The following is a 16,670-nucleotide window of genomic DNA, read 5'->3' on the forward strand; positions in this document are numbered from 1 at the left end:
ATCCTTGCTGGATCGCTATCTCCATTGCATCCCTCACTCTTCCTCAATAAAAAACACCCATATACTTATCTTGACGTAAAGATTTCTAGTGATTATCTTTACATCAAGATAAATAATTAATCACAACTTAATCAGTTCAGCATGGTTTAACCACAAGCGTATGACAGCCACCCTTTTTACTGGTTATCGCGCGGCAAAAGGACACACAGGAGTCATAACATGGAGACTAACACAATGAATATAATCGTATTTGGTGCCACGGGCGATATTGGCAGTCGAATTGTGTCGGAAGCGTTGCAACGCGGCCATAAGGTCACGGCAGTGACACGTAACGAGGCAGCATTCAGCAAGCTACCCGACGCCGTAACGCCTGTCGCCGTCAATTTGAACGATGCGGACAAGGTGGCGTCGGTAATGGCTGGCCATGATCTTTCCATTACGGCGTTGCGCCCACCGGCGGGCGAAGAAGCGCAATTAACGGTGTTAACCCAAGCAGTCGTCCAAGGCGCAGCTCACCATCAAATGCGCGTTCTGATTGTCGGCGGTGCGGCTCGACTGATGATTCCAGGCACTGACGGTGAAACCGTGTTAAACTCAGAGGGCTTTCTCCCTGCCTCAGCGGTTGAGATTGCACGCGCGTGCCAAGTGCAATATGAGCAGTGCCTCGCCAGCCAAGACGTGATTTGGAGTTACCTATCGCCTGCCGCCATGATCGCACCTGGTACTCGCACCGGTCAGTACACATTGGGGACAGACACCTTAGTGACAGATAGCAACGGACAATCTCGCATTTCAATGGAAGACTTCGCGGTCGCCATGCTTGATGAAGCCGAAACCCCTAAGCATCTGCAACAAGCGTTTACCGTGGGTTACCAATAATCAAAGTAAGAGCCAGCGGCCGAGTGTAGGCGCTGGCTTTCACTTTCCGATATGTAGCGCTAATCAGCATCATTGCTGAGCCACTGCTGTTTTTGCGTCACCTTGTCACAAATGTATTCACCAATCGGCATTGCAGAGGTCGCTGCCGGCGATGGCGCATTACACACGTGTAAACTCCGCGCACTCTCAGCAAACAGAAAGTCATGGACCAAGGTGCCGTCATTTAACACAGCTTGAGCACGGATCCCCGCTGGATACGGAGTCAAATCCTTCGCTTTTATCGTTGGGCAATACTTGTTCACCTGCTTGACATAACCTGGCTTCCACCAAGAATTTTTCAGCTCAACCAAGCCGGCTTTTAGATTATTGATGGTGACTTTCCAAAAGCCCGCAAACGTTAGCATTTGCCAGGTATCTTCTAGACTGAGATTGACCTTGCCATAGCCTTCTCGCTTCCAGCCTTGCACCGCGTTAGGTCCCACCGTAATGGAGCCGTCTATCATCCGCGTGAGATGGACGCCTAAAAAAGGTAAGTCGGGATCGGGAATCGGATAGATAAGGTGATTCACAAAGCCTTGGTACTGGCTCGCAAGTTGATAGTACTCACCGCGGTAAGGGATAATTTGAAACGCGGTTGGGATCCCCATCATTTGGGTCATTCTATCTGCCATTAACCCACTGCATGTCACCACAAATTGGCATTGAATCGTCAGGCGCTCCCCGCTTGTTTGGCAATGCAGGGTCACTTGCTCAGCCGCTTCGCTGGCTCCAGTCACTTCTGTACTGAGTTGGGTGACACCACCGAGCGCTTCAAATTCACACATCATTTGCTCAGTCACCCGCCGATAGTCAACAATGCTGGTCGCGCGCACCGCAATGGCACCTAAACCTTTAACATTGGGCTCTTGCGAATGAAGCTCCGCCGCATCCAGCCAGCGCACGTCGATATCATTGGTTAAGCAACGTTCATAGAGCGCCTGCATCCGAGCCATCTCTTGCTCGTTGGTGGCGACCAATAACTTGCCGCAGTTTTCGACCGCAATATTGTGCTTGGCGCAAAACTCAATGGTCAGTGCCGCCCCTCGTTTACAGAAGTCGGCTTTTAAACTGCCTGGTGGATAATAGACACCCGCGTGGATCACGCCACTGTTATGCCCGGTTTGATGTTGGGCAACGCTTGCCTCTTTTTCCACCAGCAGCACAGAGCAGCCAGGATAACGCTGTTTTAACTGCCAAGCCGTGGACGCGCCAACAATACCACCACCGACAACTACATAATCATAAACAGATTTCATACATGCCTCATGACACTGGCAGCTGAGATTGTTGCAACTGATACTTGCGCCCACTGTATACAAACAGGCCAACAAACCCAACGACGCTCAACAAACGAAGCCATAGCGGAATATCGTGCCACACTAAAAAGGCACCAATCATTAATAAGCAAAGGCGGCTTAGCCAGTTAATCGACCCTTCAAGATATCCTTCAATCGCGCCAATTAAGGCATATGTGCCAATAATGGCAAAAAAGCCAACCTCTAACACCGAGGCGATATCCCAGCTAACCAGGCTGGTATAAGCAATCAGCAAAGGCACGAGATACAAGCCTTTGGCAATTTTCCACGCCATCAGCCCGGTGCGCATCGGTGGCGTTTTGGCAATGGTGGCCGCCGCGAATGCCGTCAAACAAAACGGCGGGGTCACGTTACTGTCTTGCGATAACCAAAAGATAATCAAGTGCGCAGCAAGCAGAGCCAAACTGACCGCCTCCAACCCTAAGCTTTGCTCTAACAAGGTTTCCATAAAGTCAGCTGGCACTAAAGCGACCATTTGCTTGGCGGTTTCCATGGTCATGGGCGCATTTAAAAGATCGAGTTTGTCTGGGGCTGCCAACATAAATATCGCCTTGGCTTGCTCGGGAAGCTGGCCTGATACTAAAAGCTCCAACAATTGGTTTTCAGCGATAAGCTTATACAGAGCAGGTGCCGACAAGGTGCCCAGTACGATATAGGCAGCGGTCACCGGTAACCCCATCCCTAACACTAACGAGGCGATAGCAATTAGCACCAGCATCATAAATAGATCACCGTTCGCCCAACCATCAATCATCAGCGAGAAAGTATTACCGATCCCCGTGGTGCTGATCACATTCACCACCAAACCAATGCCCACGAGCAGGATAGCGGTAGTGGCCATATTTTTTGCCCCTTGCGCCAGCGCCTCGATGATCGCTTTCGGCCCCATCCGGTGCTCTTTAGAAAACCAGGAAGCGAAAATGACAGAGATAATCGAAATACCCGCGGCATAGGTGGGCGTGAAGCCTTTAATCAACAAGGTGACAAGCACCGCAAGCGGGATCAGGTTATGCCAACCGCGGAGAAGCACCATCAATAAGGAGTCTTCAGTGGTAACAATCTTTTGCACGCCACTGCGCTTTGCTTCAATGCGCACAAAAAAGCCCACCGAAAGAAAGTAAATCAATGCCGGTACTAATGACACGGCAATAATGTCAACGTAAGGAATTTGGGTGTACGAGGCCATAATAAACGCCCCCGCCCCCATTACGGGTGGCATTAATTGCCCCCCAGTTGAAGCTGATGCCTCAACCCCAGCAGCAAAGCGCGACGGAAAACCGGCTTTTTGCATTAAAGGAATACTAATCACCCCGGTCGATACTGTATTCGCCACGCTCGAGCCTGACACCGACCCCATTAACCCAGAGCCAATTACCGCAATAAAGCCCGGCCCGCCAATAATCTTACCCGCGGCCGCACGTGCCACATTAATGATGTAATCCCCAACCCCAGAGCGAACAAGAAAGGCGCCAAATAAGATGAACATAAACACGAACGTCCAGCTAATCCGGGTAATCGCGCCAAACATCCCCTCCGAGGAGTAGTAACTGCGATATAACAGGGTTTCTAGACTCAGTCCGGGAAAGTGAAAAATCCCCGACGCCCACTCGCCCCACAGCACGACATAGCTCAAGCACACTAGGATCAAAATGGGAATAAACCACCCCATGGTACGACGAATCAGCTCCACCACAATCACAATGGCTAAGCTGGCGAATACCCAATCAGCAGTAACAAATTTTACCCCACGCGCGTATAACGCATCTTCGGCATAAGGGATATATAGCAGACAAGCCACTGCACCTAACGCGATAAAAATATCGACCGCCAGCGCTATTTTATTCCGCTTCAAAGAGATATGTGCCGGGTACCAAAGCGCACAAATCACCGCAAACCCCGCAAAGTGGGTCGCGGAAATCCATAACTCCGGAAGCGTTGATAAGGTGTTAAACCAAATGTGCAATACAGACAACACCACGCCCAGCACAGTGATGGTGGTGGTCACCCACGGAAAGTCATCGCGTGTGGGCAATTCAAATTTCTCCAACGCTGTTTCATCTGGCTCTTGCTCAACTGACTGATGCTTAACTGGCTCGCTCATCCCTTTACTCCAAGCAGTGTCTGCGTTTCCATGCAACCTTTGATCTCGATAAGCGCTCCGAGCCATCCCGGAGCGCTATTGCGTTATTCCATTACCAGTTCAGACGGAATGTCGATACCCACTTCTTGATAGTAGCGTGCTGCACCTGGATGGAGCGGCACAGGCAAACCGGCGATGGCTTTCTCAATAGCCATGGCTTTAGTGGCTTTATGAATGCCCTGAAGGAAAGACAGATTCTCATAAATAGCCTTGGTGAGCTGATACACATCCTCATCAGAGAGATCTTTGCGTACGGCCAAGAAGTTAGGTTGCGCAATGGTAGTGACCGGCTTATCTAGCTCAGGATAGGTGTTGGCAGGAATTTCGTACTTAGTCCAAAGGTTGTATTTACCGTTGGCCGCTTTGATTTGTTCGTCAGTAAAAGACAAGATGGAAATGTCATTTCCCAGTGCCGCGAACGCTTGGGTAACCGCACCAACCGGCACACCGGCTGGGGTGTTCATACCATCAATGGTGCCATTTTGTAGTGCACTGGCACTGCCGCCATAACCCATATACGCCAAATTAAAGGATTCCGGATCTACGCCTAGTCCTTTCATAATCTGACGACCTGAGTTCTCGGTCCCTGAGTTTTTCTTACCGATAGAAAACTTCTCACCCGCAAGGTTGTTTAAATCACTCACGGTGCCGGTTTCTGCCAGCTCGCTGCGCACAATAAAGTGCTCAACATTCTGCCAAAGCATAGACACAGAGCGCAGTTGATCTTGGCGGCCACTGTCTGCATACGGACCCTCGCCAGACCAGGCCCACGCACCATACAAGCCCTGTAAGATCGCAAATTGCGCTTCGTCTTCATTGAGCAGTTTCACGTTCTCACCTGAACCAGCAGAGCTGATTGCCGATAGCGAAAAATGATGCTTAGGCGCCAGCTTGACCTTACTCAGCGTCGCCAGCGCGACACCAACAGGATAGTAAGTGCCACCAGTAGAGGCCGTTGCGAGGATGTAACTTCGGTCTTCTGCGACCGCGGTCGAGGCGACGCTAAATGAGGCCACGGCAAACGTCAGTGCTTTAAATAGCTTATTGATTTTCATTGTTACTCTCCATGTAGGGCTGCGTTGTTGGTTTACACAAATTAAACGATTCGTTAACAGCAACACATGGATAGCAAAGAGAGTGCCAATGGTTAAACTATTGTTAATAATAGGATTGTTAGGAGAGCTCATCGATAATGAGCAAGATTTTTCTTATTTCCCGCTCAGCTAGTAAGCAAAATCTTGCTCACAGTGTCACCTCAATAAGCAGTTGACCGTCACAAAACGTAAACAAAGTGTGATCGCGGAGCGCTTGCTGGCGAAATAGTACTGAGCAAATTTTTGCCGACGCATCAGGTGTAATCTGCGCGGTTGAGTCCAAACTTCTTCATTTTTTGGTTCAAGGTACGGCGAGGCAAATCGAGCGCCAACATCACTTCATGAATACGCCCTTGATGTGCCACCAAGCATTCATGTAGTACCTTGCGTTCAAAGTTATGTAGCTGGATTAAAAGCGGAACATCCGATTGAACGGCTTCCATGGTCGATGAGGGGCGATTGGACAGTATTTCCATCACTGAAATACCATCATCCAAGGCAAACCGTACTGCGACGTTGCGCAGCTCACGAATATTACCCGGCCAGGAATAAGACAAAATGGCGTGCCGATCCGCCTCACTGGCAAGGCGTGTCTCCGGGTTGGTCTGACGGGTAAAGTGCTCAAACAAAATCAACGCATCATCTTCACGTTCTCTTAAGGGTGGAAGGTGGATTTGTGCCACATTCAAACGGTAGTACAAATCTTGCCGGAAGGTTTCATGGTCATTGAGGTCGGATTTAGCGGCCGCAATGACCCGCGTATCGATCGCTATCGACTGGTTTCCTCCCACTCTTTCAATGGTGTGCTCTTGAAGCGCGCGCAACACTTTTACCTGCATACTTGCCGGCATSCTCTCGACTTCATCAAAAAATAAGGTCCCTTTGTGCGCGTATTCGAACTTACCAATACGACGCTGATTGGCACCGGTAAACGCCCCTGACTCATGGCCAAACAGCTCACTTTCAAATAAGTTTTCCGGGATGGCGCCGCAGTTTATCGGCACAAAACGCTGGGCTTGTCGCGCACTTTCATTGTGTAAACTGGTTGCCACCAGCTCTTTGCCACACCCCGTTTCCCCATAAATGATCACATTGGTGTCGATACGCGCCAGCTTTACCACCTGCTCACGAAGTTGTTGCATCACTCGGCTTTGGCCAATCAGTACCTTCTCCAATCCACTAATACACGATAAATAGGCTTGTCGCTCTTGTGTCGAGGCATGTTGGCGGTAGCTGTCGACGGCCTCAGTCACGCGCTGAGACAAACGCTCGGGCTCAAAAGGCTTTTCAATAAAATCAAACGCCCCGTTTTGCAGCGCTCCTACGGCCATATCCACATCGCCGTGTCCTGTAATAAACAGCACAGGTGTCGCGACCTGATGCTGGTCTAGCTCGGTAAGAATAGATAAGCCGTCAACATCCGGTAACTTGACGTCACTGACCACGGCATCAAACGGATACTGTAATACAGCTTGTAGCCCTGTTTGGCCCGTGCTGAATGGCTCAACCTCAAAGCCTGCCAACTCTAACCACTGGCAGGTGGTGTGACGAACAATATCGTCATCTTCAATCAAGGCAATGCGCGGGAGTGTCTGTACCGTCATGAGAAAACCATCCGTGATAAGTGACTCATTACGGTAGCAAAAGCCACGCAGCAGAAAAGGATCTAGCTCTCACTTTCTCATCACACCGCTTTAACATTTTTGCTATTCACCGCAGTCTAAAACGGACGTCAGAGCAGAGCACACTATGCAGAATCATCACCGTACCCACCAAGACAGCAAGAAAACCTGGGCAATACTGTTTCTCTCTGGGGTGTTGGTGCTTTTCTTTTATGGGATCAGCCGCGAAGCAGCCTATCAGGGATTAAGTGTGCAAACACACGCCGAGGTACAGAACAAGCTTTTAAACTATATCGGTGACGTTCGCCGTGCCTTAAGGCGCTTTTATCACCTGCCTTATTTGCTTACCAACCACCCTGATACCTTGGCAATTATGAAAGGAGAGCGCCACGAGACCGTCGCTTTCCAAGTGAAACTGACACAACTCGATAAAGCCGCCAATACCGAAGGCTGGACACTGCTCTCTACATCAGGCGACGTGCTCGCCTCTAGCCTGATTGATGAACGCTTTAGCCGCCCCGACCGGTTGGCAATCGTCGAGCAAGTGCTGCGCCAAGGTGAAGGCGTGTCTTTGGTGAATAAAACCAAAGGCTATGGGCCGCTTTATTACCTCTCTGCCCCTGTTTTTGATGACCTCAACATCGCCGGCATTGTGGTGGTACAAATTGACCTTAGCTTCCTTACCGAGCAACCCATCGCCAGTGATGACCTCATTCTGCTACAAAATCGGCAACAGCGGTTTTTCCTCTCAAGCAGCAGCCAGTACAGTGCAGACTGGCTGAACGCAGCCCAACTGAACGCACCAACGCAAGGCAATAAACAAACAGTGGAGAGACAAACACGCTACCTCTACGACAGCACCGCCATCAGCCAATGGCGCTTCAATGCCACCCCGTTTTTGGGCCACACGGTAAAACTGGACGACCTTAAATGGTCAGTGAGTTACCTGACCCCCTATAAACCGATAAAAGACACCGCAAACCTGTTCGCATGGGGAGTGGCAGCCGTCCTACTTGTCGTCATTCTATTGCTGATCATCGGCCAACAACGGCAGCAGAAACACCGTCACCAGCAGCGAATTCAAAGCCTATTGCAAGAGTCGCAACGCCGACTGAAACAAATGATTGATAAAACCCAAGTCGGTTTATTGCTCATTGACGAACAAGGCTCGCTGTATGATCTTAACCCGATGGCCAAACGGCTATTTGGCTTGCCAGAAAACAATCATCACCGCATTTTTGCTTGGGAGTTGTTTGATACCGGCAATCCACACTCCACCACCCTCACCTTGCTGAAAAATCTCGACAAACATAATGAATTGGCTGAGCTCAATGCGGTTGAAACCATGGCACGTCGCAGCGACAGTAGCGTCTTTCCTGCGCTTTTCTCACTCACCCGTTTCCCTTGGCATGATGAGCAATACTACCTGGCGACGTTGATTGACATTAGCAAACGCAAAAAAGCGGAACAGTCACTGCAGCAGATGAACCAAGCACTCACCGAGCGCGTGGAAGAGCGCACCCAAGCGCTGCAACAAGCACAAGCGCAACTGATTGAGGCCAGCAAAATGGCTGCCTTAGGGAGAATGTCGAGTGCTATTACTCATGAGCTTAATCAGCCACTTACCGGCCTTCGTACCTTACTCACCAGCAATACCTTGCTCACTGAACGCGGCGAGACGGAAAAAGTTAAAGCCAATAACCAGCTGGTGCAAAAGCTGATTGATCGTATGACTAATATGACCAGCCAACTCAAAACCTTCGCCTACAACAAGCCGCACCACCTCCATGCCGTTTCTTTACCTGATGCCCTCAACGAAACCTTGCGTGTGTATCAAGCTCAGTTGGCAAACATTGATGTGCGGGTGCGTATGCCTCACGACACCCCCATGATACTCGGTGAAGGGCAAAGACTATTACAAATCCTGGGAAACTTGGTGTCTAACGCATGCGATGCAATGACAAATACTGCGGCGCCGACCTTGGTGTTTGGGGTCACGCCCGCTAAAACGGCAGTCGAGATGACGGTGAGTGACAACGGCTGCGGAGCCTCAGCAGAGGCCTTGGAGAGTATGTTCGAGCCGTTTGTCACCTCGAAGAAAATCGGTGAGGGACTTGGATTAGGATTGGCGATCACCGCCAATAACGTGCGTGACATAAATGGTAAAATACGGGTTGCACCTAACTCTCAAGGTGGGCTGACCTTTACGCTTACTTTTCAGCCAGCATCATGATCATTGAACTACTAGGCTTAGCCTACTCATGCCCACAATCAGACTTGAACAGTTAAAACCGGTACCGGAGGCTGGCTAGGCCATAGTGAAGCCAAGAAAAGTTATAGACTTCATCGTTGTCAGCCCCACCTTCTAGGGTGCGATACCCCAGAGCGCCATACCAGCCATCGCCAAGGTGATACTCCAACATCAGCGCCGCATCAACCGCTCGTCCCATGGGTGACCACGCGCCTTCCACATCCAAGATCAACGCCGCGCGATCGGATAGACGATATTGACCATACCCATGCAACAAGGGCACCACGCCAACGTTGGACTTCGTTGCTTTTGTTTCACCTTGCGCGAGGGTGATTTCAGCATCTCTCACCAAGGCGGCGGCACCGACGCCCCACTGCCAAGGGCCTTGATCGTAAAACGTCCAGCGGTATGTCGCACGATAGGTATTGAATTGATAATCCGCATCAATGGCTTGCTCGGCGGCAAAGCGCTGATCCTGAAACTGGATGCTTTTTGACAGCGTGCCACGACCATCGACAGATAGAGGCGCAAAGGTTAGCCGTACCGCGTGCTGGGGATGGAACTGATACGTGCCATACAAACGCAAGTAAGGCGTTGCGGTTCGGCCGGTTAAATCGGTCATATCAAAGCGAGTGCCGGTATCTCCGGGGATGCTGACATCATTTTTGCTAAACGTCACCCCGCCGGTTTCAACGCGAAAATCCAACCCTTGCGCATAGGCCCCCGTTGATAGCCCCCCGACAAACAACACACTCATGATTCGAGCTGTCTGTTGGCACATCGTGTGCAAGTCTAAGCCTGCCCTAAGCCATTGTCGCATATGACCAAACGTTGTGGTTCTGCCCTTTCTCATTGCGCTTTGCCCTTATTATCGGCGTCAATCGCAGCATACATAATATGCTGAGGCCCTGCCGCGCCGCCCCAGTACAGCTCGCCTGTATCAGTAAAGCCGCCTTTTTGGTAACAGGCTTTAGCGGCCGGGTTTTGACAGTTCACAGTGAGATACACCCAATTGAAATCATGATAATCAACGGGCAAATACTCAAGCAAGGCTTTAACCGCACCGGTGCCTAGACCTTGCCCTTGATAACGCGCATCCACTACAAACATGCGCAGGCCTAACGTCTTTGGCGGGCAAAAGTCATACTGAGACGTATAGTCGGTATCGAGTTTAAAAAAGCCTACCGTCTCGCCCGCTCGTTTGATCACATGGCGGTGAATAGTCTCACTGTCCTCAGCAAGAAATTCGTCTGCGGTCCCCGCAAATTTCACTTGTTGGTCAGGTAACGATACCTGGCGAACACCCTCTATATCTGCATTCGTTAGTGGAGCGACATTTATCTCGGTAAGCTGACTAGTGGTGGTTTCTAACATACCAGTTCTCATCATCCTTGTTATTGGTATAGGGCTGTGCGCTAGTTTTAGTGGTTAGTCTGAGCGGTCAATGCTGAGCACTTCTAGTCAGGGAGCCCCCAACAACGCGCTGCTCCCTTAAAGAACGGACATAAAAAAGGGAGCCCTGATTGACAGCGCTCCCTATCATAGCGTGCTAGCGATGTTAAATCACTGACAGCTCGACCTTAATATTGCCACGCGTGGCATTGGAATACGGGCAGACTTGGTGCGCTTGCTCAACCAATGAATGCGCGGTGTCTTTATCCAGATCGCCAACAGATACTGCCAACTTCACGGCAATGCCAAAACCGCCATCAATGGGGCCAATCGACACTTCTGAGTTAATGTGGGTGTCTTCGGGCAAGGTCACGCCTGCTTTACCGGCCACCAAACGCAGCGCGCCAATAAAACACGCCGCATAACCGGCGGCAAAAAGCTGCTCAGGGTTGGTGCCTTCGCCATCGTTTCCGCCCAAACCTTTAGGCGTGGAAAGCGCCACATCTAAACGTCCGTCATCGGATTTTGCAGACCCTTCGCGGCCTCCGGTAGCGGTGGCTTTTGCTGTATAGGCAACACTTTGTAGCTCTTTCATTTCACTCTCCTGTGTTTCAGTCCGCTTGTGGCTTTCTCGTACTCAGCAAGTACGGTGAAGCCCGCTTACATCAGATTTATTTTGCATGCAAAATACTAGATCGCATAACCCAGCATTGCAAATACTTTGCGCGCAAAATAAAATACTCACTAGACACACGGACAATGACAAGCCATGACCTATCCCCAATTGAAGCTCAATAGCCAAATCTGTCACCGCTTATACAAGGCCTCCAACGGTATTTCGCGTGCCTACCGTTCCTGGTTGAGCGAGCTTGATCTCACCTACCCGCAATATGTAGTGATGATGGCGCTGTGGGAAACTGACCGACTCGCGATCGCAAATCTGGTGGAGAAAACCAGTATTGACGGTGGCGCGATGACGCAGATTTTGAAAAAGATGAGCGATAAAGGCTTGCTCACCATAGTGAAAGACGAAGACGATAAGCGAAAGCGGTGGGTAACATTGACGGGCAAAGGCATTGAGCTGCAGCACCAAGCAGCGGAAATTCCTGAAAAGATTCGTTGTAAGTTTCCTAGCATTGATGATCAGCAAGCCCAGCAACTTATTGCGCTGCTCGATAAAATCAATCATGACTTAGGAGAAAGTGACGCATAAACGTCGGCTGAGCAGCACTCAAGGCTAACGTATCGATAAGAAAGCCAAACTATTACTTGGTCGTGGCATCCTTTACTGAGACAATCGGTGTTGTTACCTCGATATTAACGGACAATAATGAAACTTTTAGCTCGCAATCTTGCACGCACCACCACCGAACAAGAACTCCGTCTGCTGTTTTCTGAACACGGCGACGTCACCGACTGCAATCTGGTGCTGGATCAAGAGACTGGCGAATCCAAAGGCTTTGCTTTTGTGACTATGCCTGACGATGCCCAGGCTAACGCTGCAATTGCCGCACTGAACTTGGCCAGCGTTGCAAAGAGCAAAATCCGCGTGAAAATCGCGAACTAAGCAAAAAAAGCCCTTTGCACTTACATTGGCTGTGAGGCGGGAACGATAGCCAACACGATCACCCGTGTTGGCTTTTGTTTATGGTTGCCAAGCGTTAATAACGTAAAGCGTCATTAAACGATAGCTGATTGACAGCCTACGCCCGACTCGTCACTATCAAGCTTTCGGCATGTAGTGACGCTCGAGCAATCAAAATGGCAAAACCGAATAAAAAAGGCCCCACCAAAACCATCGATATTTTCTGTAAACGCTGTAACGCACAGCTGTTTAAATACCGAAAAGGTGGTAAAGGCGCTTTGGTGAAGTGCTTTAAAGAAAGGATTGTTGAGGATGCCACCACCACGCCGTGTCACTGCCCTCAGTGCGAACAGCCCTTTGCGCGTGACACCCTGATGCGAGGCACACCAGCCTACAAATTTATTGGCGGTAAGGTATGGTTCAAATGAAGATAACCCCTTTAGGCAATACGTTAGGGGCGCAAGTCGATAATGTCGATTTATCCCAGCTGTCAGACACTGAGTTTGCGGCGCTATACCAAGCATTTTTACGCTACAAAGTGCTTTTCTTTCGCGAGCAGCCTCTCTCAACCAACGACCATGTCGCACTGGCAAAACGCTTCGGCGAGCTTGAGCCTCCTCACCCGTTTTTCCCTCACCTGCCCGACAACAACCAAGTGGTCGTAATTGAAACCAGCCGCGGCAATCCACCCAGCCAAAGCTATTGGCACACCGACATGACATGGCAAGCGGTGCCGCCCAAATGCTCGGTTTTACACGCGCAATATGTGCCAGAACATGGCGGAGATACGATTTGGTGTGACATGGCAGCAGTATGGGCCGATCTAACCGAGGAAGAAAAAACCGAGCTACGCCAGCTCAACACCATTCACGCACTGCACGCCTTTGAAGGCAGCCGTTACGATCATCAAGACGCCGACGGCCAGAGTGTGGTCTCGAAACGCGCTCAAGACTACCCGCCTATTCGCCGTGCCATGGTACAGACCCACCCTGAAACCGGCCAAGAAGTGCTATTTATTAACGAGCAATTTACTCGCACGATTGCCGACTGGCCAGAGGCTGATAGCCAACAACGGCTGGCGACACTGTTCTGTCAAGCACGCCAATCGAAATATCACGTTCGTTTTCGCTGGCAAAAGCATTCGGTGGCGATCTGGGATAATCGCGCCACCCAACACTACGCAGTAACCGATTATGGCGACGCGCCCAGACGATTGCACCGCGTCACCGTTCAGGGTGACAGTGCTCAGTAACACCTAACGGCGTTCAGGCGCGGGTATATTCATATAGATTATTGCTATGCCCATAAAGCATGATTTGGCATTGTAGCTGAAACCCGAGCTTTTCGAGCAAACGGTTTGAGGGTTGGTTGTCCGGTAAGGTCACTGCTTGAACGGTATTCAGTCCGCTCGCTAATAAGGTTGCCTCAAGCACCGCCTCGGCGGCTTCTGTGGCGTATCCTTGCCCGGTGTAACGCGATAAAAACGCGTAGCCTACATCTGGATATGCCAACTCATCGCGCTTGAGCACGCCGCACATACCGATGGGCTCACCATCTTCCCGCCGTTCCACCAGATTTAAACCAAAACCATATACTTGATAACTCGCAAGCGGCCCGTGACGGAGATACTCGATCGCATCTTGTTCAGTGCGCACCTTTTTATCTGCGATATAGCGTATAAACGACGCATCATTAAGCAGCTCCACAATAAACGGCGCATCGTCGAGTGTAAACTGTCGCACATTGAGCCTTTTTGATCGGCATATCAGTGTCATAAACCACTCGCCTACTGAAACGTTCTATCGCGCCATAATCGCATATTGGCGCGAATAAGTATCTACGCCGGCAACCAATACTGATAAAAATCTTCTCCCCCCTCATCGGAGCCAAAGCTACACACAAAAGCGTCCCGACGTGCAGCCACACAATTAGCAAAATCGGTTTCAAGATTGATGGGACGGAAAGTCAGGTGCATGGGGGTATCCCAAAAATTGATATTTACGTGATGACGCTCCAATATCATAAGGTTTTCTGTGACTCTTGTAAGTATTTACTTTTAAATACCGAGATAATGACTCACAGGGAACAGGTATGCCAGTATCAAGCTTTAAAGGTGATTTTTGCAATATAGATAGCTTTGAGCCTAGCGCTCAGACCCTTGATGGCATCAAGGAAATGAACAGGATAATCGATACTGCCAATGTACTTGAAGCAGTCTTATCTGGTGTTCCACTATTTCAACTATTTGCATCAAGAAGTGCGAATGGTTCAGTTATTATTGAGGGTTCAGCATCAGTAGTATCCACAGGCATTAATATCAGTATATATGACTGGAAAGGTTTCGCTGATGCATTTAAAAGTGTAGGAATTATTCGGCGCCGTAGACTGCAAGATCACGCTGATATGACAGCACTAAATGCAACAGGAAAAGATTACGAATTTTGGAGATGTGTTTCTAATGCTCTGTAGAAAAGCCACCTTACTTTTACTGATAAGCCTTCCTATTGTAGGCCATGCCCTTACATGGGAAGAATTTTTAAAGTCCGAAATGGATCGCACTTATTCTGCACTAGAAGAAAAAGCAAGTAATTGCCGTAAAAATCGTCAACCATTAGAGCCGATCAAGGAAAGCTGGTTTGTTAATCTTAGTCGAAGCGAAAAAGTAGCAGCAACTGGTTATATTAAACATCTAGCAGAAATTGATTGCTGGGGAAAAGAGCTATCCTCCTACAACTCTGCATTGTTAGCATATACTTCTGAATCGAAAGATACACAGTACTTAGACGAGTGGCTCGAGCTATCGAATGTATATCGCAGTGACGACTTTAAGCATGAATTTGATGCACTCAACGTAAAATCGCTTGTAAAATGGTACAACCGACAATCAACAGTTATGCCTTTCGATATGATTGAGTTCCTTGAGCAATATCCTGAATTTCAGAATAGCAATGAATAGCCGTAGAGATAATACCTCGGGCAATAATACGATCAAAACCAAAGAATAATCAGCAGTTTCGGTAGCTAAATAAAACCCGACAATCGTATTGCGACTCTTGTTATCCCCGCTACTAATCAGTCAGCTAAAGAGTGGTTTGTTTAGAGCGGGAGTCCAATTAACCCACTATACACCTATCTCCAACGCCCTGCCTCTATCACATTTTTCAGTTCATCATAGAGCCTATCTAAATCTTCGTATCTTGACAAATCAGCCGTTAACCCATGGTTACCAAAGATTTTTATAGATTTTACCTTTCCCTTTGAACGCTTAACCTTGATCGTTTTAACGCTTTCCCACTCCATGATTTCTTGTGTGTCAGGCTCATAAGAAATTAATCCCTTGCCTGAAACTTCAATGGTATGATTTTCAGCGTAGTTTTTAAAATCGCATCTTCCTTTATAGTTTAATAGCGCAGGAACAGAGCAAAAAAGGCAAACATAAAGGAGATAATCAAGACTAATTACATCACCCATAAACCATGAACCAAAAAATATCAAAGAAGGCCAAAACATAAAAACACTAAGCGGCCCTAGATACAAATTTCTTGTTCTTTTATCTGCTATTTTAAACTTCATTAGCACTACTCTATCTAAATGTATAACGAATGACAGGGTTACCCTCTTGAATATCTTCCACACTGAGGTGCGACTTTTAATACCGGAGGTAGCTATATTTACTCATTCTTTTTTAGCGTTAATCTCGCTAAGCACTACTTTTAGACTCACACGATGAATGACTAAAAAAATCGCCATAAATTTCTGTTTGCGTAAGATGGTGAAAATCTTAAATTTAATGAGCAGAGACGGCGTGATATGAAATAAAAAAATCTCGCCAAAATTTAGTAATTGATGACATACTCGTTTGTTATACCGCTGTATTTAGTATTGTATGACGTCTTGCAAGCCAGTTAATACGAGAATCATGTAAACACTGAACTTCGTCTAAGCACACTTCTTTAATTGCCCTAATACGGTTCTCAATTTGTTGCTTATTCATTGTTGCTTCCGATTCTTTATCAACCACAAGCTTTTTCATATAAGCCTCATAAGAACTGCGATGCCACATTTCACTAGGGTATAGATAGTTATTAAAAGCATCTAATCTCAATTGATAATCCTCTTCTAATTGCTTATCCAGTTCACTTTCATGCGATGCTGCATGGAAATAAACTCGTAGAGCTACAAAAGCAAGTCTAATCTTTTCCATTYCTAGATCTGTCAAGTAACCTGACATGTCAATTGTTAAAGTATCAAACCTCCTAATTATGAACAACCGAGATTGTCGTGCATAAATACTCGTAAGATCTTCTGACAATAAAATATTCTGAGCGTGAAATATACACTCATCAAGGTAC

At 48.5% G+C, this 16,670-nt stretch carries 18 protein-coding genes; 8 read left to right on the forward strand and 10 right to left on the reverse strand.

Annotated features, from left to right (window positions below):
- The first annotated feature begins 234 nt into the window (after positions 1 to 234).
- Positions 235 to 879 (forward strand): NAD(P)H-binding protein, encoded by a 645-nt coding sequence (locus tag BZG78_RS14325; RefSeq protein ID WP_077661583.1) that lies wholly within the window; start codon positions 235 to 237, stop codon positions 877 to 879.
- A 59-nt stretch (positions 880 to 938) separates the two neighbouring features.
- Here the strand turns inward: BZG78_RS14325 and lhgO are convergent, their stop codons facing one another.
- The 4 genes from lhgO to BZG78_RS14345 form a co-directional block, all read right to left on the reverse strand.
- Positions 939 to 2,174 (reverse strand): L-2-hydroxyglutarate oxidase, encoded by a 1,236-nt coding sequence (gene lhgO, locus BZG78_RS14330; protein WP_077661584.1) that lies wholly within the window; start codon positions 2,172 to 2,174, stop codon positions 939 to 941.
- Positions 2,175 to 2,181: 7 nt separating this feature from the next.
- Complete coding sequence (locus BZG78_RS14335; protein WP_077661585.1) at positions 2,182 to 4,335, reverse strand: TRAP transporter permease; 2,154 nt, start codon at positions 4,333 to 4,335, stop codon at positions 2,182 to 2,184.
- 83 nt (positions 4,336 to 4,418) lie between these two features.
- The gene (locus tag BZG78_RS14340) at positions 4,419 to 5,429 is read right to left on the reverse strand and encodes a TAXI family TRAP transporter solute-binding subunit (protein ID WP_077661586.1); all 1,011 of its coding nucleotides are present in this window, start codon (positions 5,427 to 5,429) and stop codon (positions 4,419 to 4,421) included.
- A 293-nt stretch (positions 5,430 to 5,722) separates the two neighbouring features.
- Entirely contained in the window at positions 5,723 to 7,072 is a 1,350-nt protein-coding gene (locus tag BZG78_RS14345) for a sigma-54 dependent transcriptional regulator (protein WP_077661587.1), read from the reverse strand.
- Positions 7,073 to 7,217: 145 nt separating this feature from the next.
- Here BZG78_RS14345 and BZG78_RS14350 point away from each other — a divergent pair, with 145 nt between their 5' ends.
- Positions 7,218 to 9,323: an ATP-binding protein gene (locus BZG78_RS14350; protein WP_077661588.1), complete on the forward strand. Its 2,106-nt coding sequence runs from the start codon at positions 7,218 to 7,220 to the stop codon at positions 9,321 to 9,323.
- Between the two features lie 52 nt (positions 9,324 to 9,375).
- Here BZG78_RS14350 and BZG78_RS14355 read toward each other — a convergent pair whose 3' ends face one another.
- The 3 genes from BZG78_RS14355 to BZG78_RS14365 form a co-directional block, all read right to left on the reverse strand.
- Positions 9,376 to 10,098, reverse strand: coding sequence for a hypothetical protein (locus BZG78_RS14355; RefSeq protein WP_131826087.1), 723 nt, complete (start codon positions 10,096 to 10,098; stop codon positions 9,376 to 9,378).
- 92 nt (positions 10,099 to 10,190) lie between these two features.
- Positions 10,191 to 10,715 carry a GNAT family N-acetyltransferase gene (locus BZG78_RS14360; RefSeq protein ID WP_108743396.1) on the reverse strand — a complete coding sequence of 175 codons (525 nt, stop codon included), beginning with the start codon at positions 10,713 to 10,715 and terminating at the stop codon, positions 10,191 to 10,193.
- A gap of 184 nt (positions 10,716 to 10,899) precedes the next feature.
- Positions 10,900 to 11,328, reverse strand: coding sequence for an organic hydroperoxide resistance protein (locus BZG78_RS14365; RefSeq protein ID WP_021023689.1), 429 nt, complete (start codon positions 11,326 to 11,328; stop codon positions 10,900 to 10,902).
- 174 nt (positions 11,329 to 11,502) lie between these two features.
- On the opposite strand from BZG78_RS14365, the gene BZG78_RS14370 reads away from it, so the two are divergent.
- The 4 genes from BZG78_RS14370 (at position 11,503) to BZG78_RS14385 (ending at position 13,570) form a co-directional block, all read left to right on the forward strand.
- The gene (locus tag BZG78_RS14370) at positions 11,503 to 11,946 is read left to right on the forward strand and encodes a MarR family transcriptional regulator (protein WP_077661591.1); all 444 of its coding nucleotides are present in this window, start codon (positions 11,503 to 11,505) and stop codon (positions 11,944 to 11,946) included.
- A 117-nt stretch (positions 11,947 to 12,063) separates the two neighbouring features.
- On the forward strand, positions 12,064 to 12,300 hold the full coding sequence (locus BZG78_RS14375; protein ID WP_077661592.1) for an RNA recognition motif containing protein: 237 nt from the start codon (positions 12,064 to 12,066) through the stop codon (positions 12,298 to 12,300).
- Positions 12,301 to 12,494: 194 nt separating this feature from the next.
- A complete protein-coding gene (locus BZG78_RS14380; protein WP_077661593.1) occupies positions 12,495 to 12,746 on the forward strand; it encodes a hypothetical protein in 252 nt (83 codons plus the stop codon).
- Entirely contained in the window at positions 12,743 to 13,570 is an 828-nt protein-coding gene (locus BZG78_RS14385; protein ID WP_077661594.1) for a TauD/TfdA family dioxygenase, read from the forward strand. Before BZG78_RS14380 ends, BZG78_RS14385 begins: the two co-directional genes overlap by 4 nt.
- 13 nt (positions 13,571 to 13,583) lie before the next feature.
- Here the strand turns inward: BZG78_RS14385 and BZG78_RS14390 are convergent, their stop codons facing one another.
- A complete protein-coding gene (locus BZG78_RS14390; RefSeq protein ID WP_347336564.1) occupies positions 13,584 to 14,060 on the reverse strand; it encodes a GNAT family N-acetyltransferase in 477 nt (158 codons plus the stop codon).
- 349 nt (positions 14,061 to 14,409) lie between these two features.
- On the opposite strand from BZG78_RS14390, the gene BZG78_RS14400 reads away from it, so the two are divergent.
- Positions 14,410 to 14,787 (forward strand): hypothetical protein, encoded by a 378-nt coding sequence (locus BZG78_RS14400; protein WP_077461097.1) that lies wholly within the window; start codon positions 14,410 to 14,412, stop codon positions 14,785 to 14,787.
- Entirely contained in the window at positions 14,735 to 15,274 is a 540-nt protein-coding gene (locus tag BZG78_RS14405) for a hypothetical protein (RefSeq protein ID WP_131826088.1), read from the forward strand. The genes BZG78_RS14400 and BZG78_RS14405 overlap by 53 nt, the downstream gene beginning before the upstream one ends.
- Before the next feature lie 173 nt (positions 15,275 to 15,447).
- Here BZG78_RS14405 and BZG78_RS14410 read toward each other — a convergent pair whose 3' ends face one another.
- Positions 15,448 to 15,891: a hypothetical protein gene (locus BZG78_RS14410; RefSeq protein WP_077661597.1), complete on the reverse strand. Its 444-nt coding sequence runs from the start codon at positions 15,889 to 15,891 to the stop codon at positions 15,448 to 15,450.
- A gap of 289 nt (positions 15,892 to 16,180) precedes the next feature.
- A partial coding sequence (locus BZG78_RS14415) for a hypothetical protein (protein ID WP_206779564.1) occupies positions 16,181 to 16,670 on the reverse strand: 490 nt, incomplete at its 5' end.

Source organism: Salinivibrio sp. MA351 (assembly GCF_001996065.1).
Classification (GTDB): domain Bacteria; phylum Pseudomonadota; class Gammaproteobacteria; order Enterobacterales; family Vibrionaceae; genus Salinivibrio; species Salinivibrio costicola.